The sequence below is a fragment of the Kitasatospora humi genome (genome assembly GCF_020907985.1).
GTDB lineage: Bacteria > Actinomycetota > Actinomycetes > Streptomycetales > Streptomycetaceae > Kitasatospora > Kitasatospora humi.
In genome coordinates this window covers 49,244-57,345 of sequence record NZ_JAJJPA010000044.1, presented here as the reverse complement: position 1 = coordinate 57,345, position 8,102 = coordinate 49,244, and the positions used below count along the sequence as shown (strand labels likewise).

4 protein-coding genes are annotated in these 8,102 nt (G+C 71.8%); 2 read left to right on the top strand and 2 right to left on the bottom strand.

Going from position 1 to position 8,102, the window contains the following annotated elements:
• Nucleotides 1-1,574: hypothetical protein (locus tag LN042_RS29330; RefSeq protein ID WP_230054431.1), on the bottom strand; the 1,574-nt coding region annotated here is incomplete at its 3' end.
• A gap of 466 nt (nucleotides 1,575-2,040) precedes the next feature.
• On the opposite strand from LN042_RS29330, the gene LN042_RS29325 reads away from it, so the two are divergent.
• Nucleotides 2,041-2,967: a L,D-transpeptidase family protein gene (locus LN042_RS29325; protein ID WP_230054430.1), complete on the top strand. Its 927-nt coding sequence runs from the start codon at nucleotides 2,041-2,043 to the stop codon at nucleotides 2,965-2,967.
• A 246-nt stretch (nucleotides 2,968-3,213) separates the two neighbouring features.
• Nucleotides 3,214-5,250 carry an NAD-dependent DNA ligase LigA gene (ligA, locus tag LN042_RS29320; RefSeq protein WP_230054429.1) on the top strand — a complete coding sequence of 679 codons (2,037 nt, stop codon included), beginning with the start codon at nucleotides 3,214-3,216 and terminating at the stop codon, nucleotides 5,248-5,250.
• Nucleotides 5,251-5,307: 57 nt separating this feature from the next.
• Here ligA and LN042_RS29315 read toward each other — a convergent pair whose 3' ends face one another.
• Nucleotides 5,308-7,986, bottom strand: coding sequence for an amino acid permease (locus LN042_RS29315; RefSeq protein WP_230054428.1), 2,679 nt, complete (start codon nucleotides 7,984-7,986; stop codon nucleotides 5,308-5,310).
• Nucleotides 7,987-8,102 lie beyond the last annotated feature (116 nt).

Genomic DNA, 8,102 nt, shown 5'->3' with positions numbered 1-8,102 from the left:
CGGGTGTTCCAGTTTCCGGTGCCGTCGGTCGGTTGGTACTGGTTGGTGTACCAGAACGTGCAGTCGTCCACCGGGTCGATCGCCATGGAGGTGTAGTCACCCCAGCGGTTGCTCCCGGTCTGGGAGCCCGTGCCGGTCCACACGGTGGTCTCGCGGAAGGTCATCACGTTCTGCGGGTCGTTCGCCAGGCGTCCCGTGACGCGGATCGAGGGATGGGTCCGGGAGGACGACGACGAGTATCCCAGGGCGATGTCGCCATCCCCGTTCTGGGCCGCGGAGCCCATCCACCGGTTGCCGGGGCCTGGCGCGTAGGTGCTCTGCTGGTGAACGACCGGTCGGCCGTCGTCCAGCCGCAGTTCGTACCAGCGCACGCCCACGCGGCCGCCCGGGGCGTCGACCGCGTGGTTGACGACCAGGGACTGGTGGTCGCCGAAGTTGCGGTAGGCGAGCCGGTACATGGCGGAGTAGGAGAGCGAGTCCAGCTTCTGGGCGGTGCCGGCCTGGGGGACGCATTGAGTGGGATCGGTACTCGCGCAGGCCGGGGTGTAGGGGGCCACCTGCAGCTCTCCCGGGCCGGCGACGGCGGTGCGGGTCTGGTCGGCCCAGTCGACGTGGAACCGCCAGTACTGCAGGCTGTCGTGGGCGGGGTTGAGGGCGATCAGCAGGTTGGGCTCGCCTTGCGGGGGCGGGGCCGTGCCGTCGAGGTCCGAGGTGAGCGGGATGGTCGGTGACGCGAGGGTGTAGCACTGCTGGTCGGCGTCGGCTCCGCGCAGCATCCTGTGCCGGTCCCAGGCGCACGTCTCGAAGAACGCCCCTGCGGTGAGGGCCGCGTAGTAGGCGTCCGGCCACACGGAGACCTTCGGGTGGTCGATGAAGTGATGATATCCGAAGTCGTACCGGTAGTACTCGCCGGTGGCGTCTGCGGTGCGGGAGACGGCCACGCACAGTCGATTCGTGTTGCCTGCCTGGTCGAGGGCGAACTGGTTGAGGATCCAACGCTGGGCCAGGGAGTCCCAACGGACCACGGGGTCCCCGATGTCGGCGTTCTGAGCGGTCTCGCACGGCCCGCCGAACCCGCTGAACAGGGTTTGGGTCGTCAGCGGGCCCAGTAGCGTGGCACCGGTCTTGGAGTACACCGCGAGATCGAAGTTGGTGATCTCCACAATCTGGCGGGAGCCCACCGAGGCGTTGGGGTCCGGCGGCACGCCCCCGCCTTGCCGGATGCCCTCGAAGCCGACGCCCAACGGGATCCGCCCCCGGCTGCCGTCGCGGTCCTGGACCGCCTGGTCGGCACTGGCGGCCTTGGCGCGGAACGGCTGCGGCGCCTTCGCGGGGGGCATGACGCTGGGGACGGACGGGCGCCGGCCGGTTCTCTGCGAGAGTTCACGCAACGGTGGCGAGGTGTCATGGTGCACCGCGGGGCCGGAATCAGTGGACCGATAGGCATGGGTGTGGACGGCCGGATTGGGCGCGGCCCTGGCGCCGGGCGTGACGGACCACGCCGGGGAGGCCACCAGCGCCGCTCCCACCGAGGCGACGGCGATGATCGAACGAAGGACACGGGATGCGTGCATCAATCCTCCGAGCAGGTCGGTGAGCCGACCCGCTCGGCCGCCTGGTGGCGGCATCGTCCGAGGCAACCCCCACCCGCTGCGGCGGGCTGACGCGGCCTTCCGGCGCCCGGGTACGCCGGGCGTGTTTCGAGGCCGCAACACGAGGCGGTCGACAATGAGGTGGGCGGCTCATGTGATGGTGTGACGAACGTAGTTATTCATGCCGCCCGCACGACGCCCGGGTCATCGGTGTCGTGTCGGTCGCGACTCAGCCGTACGGCGCTGCCCGCATGACGGCCATCGGGAGCGATCCTCCGCCCACCGGAAGCACGACAGGCGTCCACCTCTGCTTCACACCTACCAATGCCTTCTCGCAGCTGCTCCAGGAGTGGGACGGCCGCGCCTGGCTGCCCGTGGCGCTCACCGGGGAAGGGGCGCCGGTGCTCATGATGGTTCCCAGTGGATTCCCATGCCAGGAGGGACTTCGATGCCCGCGTTCCGGGACCGTCTCGCCAAACCTCGAGCGTCGGTTGCCCGCCGCGCGGCAGCCGCCGCGCTCGGGGCGGCCGCCGCTCTCTCCGGGCTCGCCGCTGCCAACGGCGCGCGAGCCGGCGCCGCCCCGCCCGGCACCGTCCTGGCGTCCGGCTACCTCGTGTGCGCGGACGGCCTTTCCGGCTCCGCGCACGAGGAGCGCGCTCCCGGCAGCTGTCCGGCGCCCGCCGTCGCGAACCGCGCCGGCCCGTCCGGCATCGACCGCCGGGACGGGAAGCCGGTTCTCCCAGCCGGCCCCCATGTCGGCAGCCACACCGCGAGCCCCTTCCCGGTGCCGGTGGCAGTCGGTCGGGCCACCCAGGTCATCACGGTGAAGGCATCCGGTACCTACGCCGCCGTCACGCTGTGGGCCAGGACGGCTCACTCCTGGCACACGATCACCTCCACCACCGCGGCCCGGATCGGCTCCCACGGCATCACCGACGGGGCCACCCGCATCCAGGGCAGCGACACCACCCCCACCGGCACCTACACCATCACCGAAGGCTTCGGCGTCGGCGCCAACCCGGGCACCAAGATGCCCTACCACCAGGTCACCGCCCACGACTGGTGGGTCCAGGATCCCACCAGCGCCTACTACAACCAGATGCGCACCGACACCCAGGGCGGCTTCCACCTCACGGAGACCGGTGACGACGGCAGCGAACACCTCATCAACCACCCGATCCAATACCACAACGCCCTGGTCATCAACTTCAACACGAGCCCCGTCGTCAAGGGGCGTGGCGCCGGGATCTTCCTCCATGACCTCGGGCCCCAGGCCGGCCCCACCTCAGGCTGCGTCGCCGTCCCGGCGGACTTCATGACGCGGGTCATGCGGTGGATCAACCCCGCTGACCACCCCGTCATCGCCATCGGCTGACCGCCGCGACCCGAACAAGGTCATCCCCGGCGCGCCGGGCACCACACCGCTGCGCCGCACCGCGGACCCCACCCTGATCGACGCCCACCGCGCCCGCGCCCTACGCCCATCCCCGCGCCCTCCACCCATCCCCGCGCCCGCCACCCAGCCCCGCGCCCGCCGCTGAGAGCGCCGTGACATCACCACGACGCGCCCCCCGTCCCCGTGGCCGGCACCGCTGTCAGTGCCGGTCGGGATGATGAACGCATGACCGACGCAGCCGCTCCGACCTCGCGCACCGCCTACGCCGACGCCGTCACCACCGCCGTCCAGGCGGCCGCGGCCTACTACGCCGACGGGTCCTCACCGCTCGGCGACGACGAGTACGACGCCCTGGTGCGCGCGATCGAGGCCTATGAGAGCGCGAACCCGGACCAGCTGCTGCCCGACTCGCCGACCGGCAAGGTGGCCGGCGGCGCGGTCACGGGCGATGTGCCGCACTCGGTGCCGATGCTCTCGCTGGACAACGTCTTCTCCGCCGAGGAGCTGGCGGCCTGGGCCGAGGGCCTGGAGCGCCGGCTCGGACACCCGGTGGGCGGCTGGTGCGTGGAGCCCAAGCTTGACGGACTGGCCGTCGCCGCCCGCTACCGCGCCGGTCGGCTCCAGCAACTGCTCACCCGGGGCGACGGCCTGGCCGGCGAGGACATCAGCCACGCCGCCGACGCCGTGCTCGGTCTGCCCGCCGAGCTCACCGAGCCGGTCGACCTCGAACTGCGCGGCGAAGTCCTGCTCACCCACCGGCAGTTCGAGCACGCCAACCAGGTGCGCACTGCCCACGGCGGGCTCGCCTTCGCCCATCCGCGCAGCGGCGCGGCCGGCACGCTGCGTGCCAAGGACCGCCCCTACCGGATCGAACTCACCTTCTTTGCCTACAGCGCGGTCGGCCTGGACGACCTCGGACACGCCGCCCTGCTGGAACGCCTGGCCGATCTCGGCGCCAACACCGCGGCGAGCACGCCGGCCCGCCCGGTGCGCTGCGAGACGCTGGCCCAGGTGCAGCAGCGGGTGGCGGAGATCGCCGACCTGCGCGCCTCGCTGGAGTTCGGCATCGACGGCGTCGTGGTCAAGGCCGACTCGGCCGCCGACCAGCGGCAGGCGGGCTCCGGCTCGCGCGCGCCGCGCTGGGCGGTGGCCCGCAAGCTCGCTGCGCAGCACAAGGTGACCCGGCTGCTGGCGGTGGAGTGGAACGTGGGGCGGACGGGGATCATCGCCCCGCGCGCGGTTCTGGAGCCGGTGGTCATCGACGGGGTCACCGTCAGCTACGCCACCTTGCACAACCCGGCCGACATCACGCGCCGTGGCCTGCTGATCGGGGACCAGGTCTTCGTCTACCGGGCTGGGGACGTGATACCGCGCGTGGAGGCGCCGCTCGTGGCGGAACGCACCGGAGCCGAGACGCCGATCGCCTTTCCGGAGCGCTGCCCGCGCTGCGGGGACGCCATCGACACCACCGAGCAGCGCTGGCGCTGCGTGCGCGGCCGGGGCTGCCGGGCGGTGGCCTCGATCCGGTACGCGGTCGGGCGCGACCAGCTGGACATCGAGGGTCTGGGCGGCACCCGGGCGGTGCAGCTGGTGGAGGGCGGGCTGGTGTCCGACGTCGCCGACCTCTTCACCCTGACCCGTGACCAGTTGCTGGCCCTGGAGCGGATGGGCGCGGTCAGCACCGACAACCTGCTCGCCGCGATCGAGACCGCGCGCAACGCCCCGCTGCACCGGGTCTTCTGCGCCCTGGGGGTGCGCGGGACCGGGCGCACCATGTCCCGCCGGATCGCCGCCCACTTCGGCAGCATGGCGGCGATCCGCGCGGCCGACGAGCAGGCGCTGGCCGCTGTGGACGGGATCGGGACCGAGAAGGCCAAGCTGGTCGTCGCCGAACTGGCCGAGCTGGCGCCGGTACTGGACAAACTCATCGCCCAGCAGGTGGGCACCGCGGTGACCGGGCCGGCCGTGCCCGCCGCGGGGAGCGGGAGCGTCGGGGCCGGGGGACCGGCCGGGCCGCTGGTCGGTGAGGCTGTGGTGGTCACCGGCGCCATGACCGGTGCGCTGGCCGAGCTGTCGCGCACCGAGGTGAACGAGCTCGTCGAGCGCGCCGGCGGCAAGGCCTCGTCATCGGTCTCCAAGCGCACCACCCTGGTGGTCGCGGGGGAGAAGGCCGGCTCCAAGCGGGCCAAGGCCGAGGAGCTGGGTGTGCGGATCGTCAGCCCCGAGGACTTCGCCGCACTCGTGGCCGACTACCTGGGCTGAAACACCGGACGGCGGCCGCCGCCCCCGGCGGTGGGGCGGGGTTCCGGGCCGGAACAGCTAGGGCGTGCCGTCGGCGGACGGCAGGCTCTGTTCGGTCCACAGGGTCTTGCCGGTGGCGGTGTAGCGGGTGCCCCAGTGCCGGGTGAGCTGGGCGATGATGAACAGGCCGCGCCCGCCCTCGTCGTCCATGGCGGCATGGCGCAGGTGGGGGGAGGTGTGGCCGGTGTCGGACACCTCGCAGATGAGGGTCTCGTCGCGGATGAGGCGGACGCGGATCGGTCCGCCGGCGTAGCGGATCGCGTTGGTGACGAGTTCGCTGACGATGAGTTCGGTGGTGAATCCGAGTTCCTCCAAGCCCCAGTCACGCAGTCGTCCGGTGATCGCGGCGCGGGCCGTGCCGACCGCCGCCAGATCGGAGGGCAGCTCCCAGACGGCCGTCTGCCGGTCGCTCAGTCTCCGGGTGCGGACCAGGAGCAGAGCCGCGTCGTCGTCCACCGGTCCGGGTAGCAGCGCCGCCAGGGCGCGGTCGCAGAGCTCTTCCAGGGAAAGGCCGGGCCGGGCGAGGACGCCGGCCAGCCGGTCGAGGCCGACGTTGACGTCGGGGTCCAGGGCATGGACCAAGCCGTCGGTGAAGAGCGCGAGCAGGCTGCCTTCGGGCAGGTGGAGTTCGGCGCTCTGGAAGGGCGGCCCGCCCATGCCCAGGGCCGGGCCCGGCGGCAGCTCGGGGAACCCGGCCGCGTCGTCGCCCGGCTGGACCACGGCGGGTGGCGAGTGGCCCGCGCGGGCCATCGAGCACCGACCGGAGACGGGGTCGTACACCGCGTACAGGCAGGTCACCCCGAGGGCCTCGTCACCCCCGTGTGCACTCGCGGCCTGCTCGACCACGTCGTTGAGCTGCGAGAGCAGGTCGTCCGGATCGAGGTCCAGCCGGGCGAGGACGCGCACGCTCGTGCGCAGCCGGCCCATCGTGGCGGCGGCGCGCAGCCCGTGGCCGAGCACGTCGCCGACCACCAGGCCGACCCGGGCACCCGAGAGCGGCACGGCGTCGAACCAGTCACCGCCCACCCCGGACCGGCTGTCGGCCGGGACGTACCGGCTCGCTGTCTCGACGGCCGTCAGCCGCGGCATGTGCTGCGGCAGCATGCTGCGCTGCAGGCGGAGTGTCGCGGTGTGCTCACGGGTGACCAGCGGCATCAGCACCGCGCCGATCAGCAGGGCGCCGAGGCCGAGGACGGTCACCCCGCCGGTCCGGCCGATCAGCGGCAGGTCGACGGAGGTCGCGCCGAACCCGGGGTCGGCGTACACGTCGAATGCGGCGTAGCAGAACAGGGCGAGCATCACCAGCCCGCCCAGCCCGGGCAACAGGCCCTTGAACAGGAAGTCCCGGCGGCTGCGGGTGAGCACCCTGCGGTAGTACCAGACACAGGCGAACCCGGTCAGGCCGTAGTAGAACGCGATCGCGAGGCCGACCGAGTCGATGGAGTCCGCGAGGATGTGGCGGCTGATGGACGTCAGCAGGATCAAGAACCCGATGGAGACCAGACCCATGCCGACGGTCGACCAGGTCGGGGTGAGGTACCGGCGGTGCAGACGCGCGAATTGCGAGGGCACGGTCTTGTGCGCGGCCATCGAGAAGACCGTCCGGGCCGTCGGCAGGATGGTGGTCTGGGTGGATGCGGCGGCCGAGGTCAGCACCATGAGGATCAGCAGTTTCCCGAGGAACGGGCCGATGCCGCTGCTGCCGAAGACCGCGTCGCCCAGGCCGGAGAGCACATCCCCGGAGTGCGCGGAGTTCCCCAGCCCGATGCCTTGGGTGCCGACGCCGGCGAAGGCCTGGGCCGAGGTCGCGACCAGCCCGAAGAGGAACAGCAGCAGCACGGTCGAGATGACCGCCGCGCGCCCCGGGGTGTGCCGGGCGTCGGTGGTCTCCTCGTTGACCGTCACGGCGGTGTCCCAGCCCCAGTACACGAACACGGCGGCGAGGATGCCCGAGGTGAACGCCCGTCCGGACGGGACCCCCAAGGGGTTGAACCAGGAAGCCGAGACATGGATCGCGGTGGGTGGACTGCCGGTGTAGGCCTTGACGAGCGCGGTCACGGCGAACAGCAGCAGCACCGCCACCTCGAGGCACAGCAGCCAGCGCTGGAGGGCGGCCGAGACCTCGATGCCGAGGTAGCAGACCGCGGTCATCACGGCGATCCAGATGATTGCGGCCAGGGTGGTCCACAACCGGCTGGCCGCCAGCGAGTCCAGACCGACCAGCCGGAAGCCGTACACGCCGGCGATCTCGGCCAGACTCGTCATCACGATGACGTCGGCGACGATGATTCCCCAGCCACCCATCCAGCCGGCGCGCGGCCCGAAGGCGCGGGTGGCCCAGGCGAACGTGGTCCCGCAGTCCGCGTTCCCCGTGTTGAGTTCCCGGTAGGCGTACGCGATCAGCAGCATCGGGACGAAGGCCAGCATGGTGATGATGGGGGCCTGCAAGCCGACTCCTGCCACGATCAGGCCGAGTGTGGCAGCGAGGCTGTACGCCGGGGCAGTGGACGCCAGGCCGATGACAACTGAGGAGAAGAGCCCCAGGGCACCGGCCTTCAGCCCTTTCGCACCCGCGCCCGAGCCAGGCGCGAGCGGAGCACTACCGGAGAACTTCACGCTTCGCCTTCTCCAGGGAGTATTGCGAGCACCATTTTCCCCCGGGCACGGTGCGGCGTGCCAGCCAAGGGAGACCACCATGGCCCAGAGGCGTGGTCGGGTTGCTTCAGCCCCTGCCAAATCGGCAGCCGGTCTCCCCGACCTGCGCGGACGCCCAGGGACCGAGTCAGACTGAGGGACAGTGGATCGGTCCCTGC